General features: G+C 49.1%; 2 protein-coding genes. Both read left to right on the top strand.

Features of this window, described 5'->3' with window-relative positions:
• The first annotated feature begins 40 nt into the window (after window positions 1-40).
• The gene (yacA, locus tag E0D98_RS24800) at window positions 41-310 is read left to right on the top strand and encodes a type II toxin-antitoxin system antitoxin YacA (RefSeq protein WP_000079945.1); all 270 of its coding nucleotides are present in this window, start codon (window positions 41-43) and stop codon (window positions 308-310) included.
• Complete coding sequence (yacB, locus tag E0D98_RS24795) at window positions 310-588, top strand: type II toxin-antitoxin system toxin YacB (protein WP_244558601.1); 279 nt, start codon at window positions 310-312, stop codon at window positions 586-588. The genes yacA and yacB overlap by 1 nt, the downstream gene beginning before the upstream one ends.
• The last annotated feature ends 380 nt before the right edge of the window (window positions 589-968 follow it).

Here is a 968-nt window from a genome sequence, read left to right as displayed (position 1 = left end):
TTATATACTGTGTATATACGTAGTAATGACGAGGTGATAAATGGCACAGGTTAATATGAGTTTAAGAATCGACGCTGAACTGAAGGATGCTTTTATGGCCGCTGCAAAAAGCATGGACCGTAATGGCTCTCAGTTAATCCGGGATTTTATGCGTCAGACCGTTGAACGGCAGCATAATACCTGGTTCCGTGACCAGGTTGAGGCAGGACGTCAGCAACTCGGGCGCGGCGATGTGCTTCCCCATGACATGGTCGAATCTTCCGCTGCTGCATGGCGGGATGAAATGAGCAGGAAGGTTGCCGGTAAATGATGGAGATATTCTGGACCATGCTGGCCAGCCAGGACAGGAAGTGCATTCGTGAGTACATTGCGGAGCAGAACCTGATGGCCGCCATTGAACTGGACGAACGAATTGGTTATTCAGCCAGCAGCCTGGCCGGGCAGCCGTATAAAGGCCGCAACGGTCGTGTGGAAGGTACCCGGGAACTGGTTATTCACCCGCATTTTGTTCTGGTTTATGAGGTCGACAGCCAGTGGGGAAAAGTGTATATCCTGCGAGTATTGCATACTGCACAGAAGTGGCCATAGAGGGGCTGTCCGGATATAAAAACGTCTGACGGAGATGCAAGAACCATGAATAAGGGGTCAGTTTGGAATTCGGAAAATAAACCACGTTAAGACTATTTTTTAGCCAAAGGACTTTCAGGAATCGCCAGAATGGCGGGACAACAGCGGTTTTGGTGTCCGAAATCGTACAATTCTGAACATCTACGCAAGGGAATGTACGGAAGTAAGCCAAATGGTTATCGGACGGTAGGAACATTTCGTACATCCTTTACGTTCAGTGAGTTAGCAGGCTTGGATGTAACCACTCGTTCAACTCAATTCTCTTGACGTGGGAAAATCCGTTTTCCAAGCGGACCCCTTATTATAGGAGCTTGAGGTCCCCCCTACCCTTCCCCCTTGAC

This window comes from Escherichia sp. KCJ4928, assembly GCF_004352695.1.
Classification (GTDB): Bacteria; Pseudomonadota; Gammaproteobacteria; order Enterobacterales; family Enterobacteriaceae; genus ECMA0423.
The sequence above is the reverse complement of the archived record's forward strand: the minus strand, read 5'-3'. Positions and strand labels throughout refer to the sequence as shown.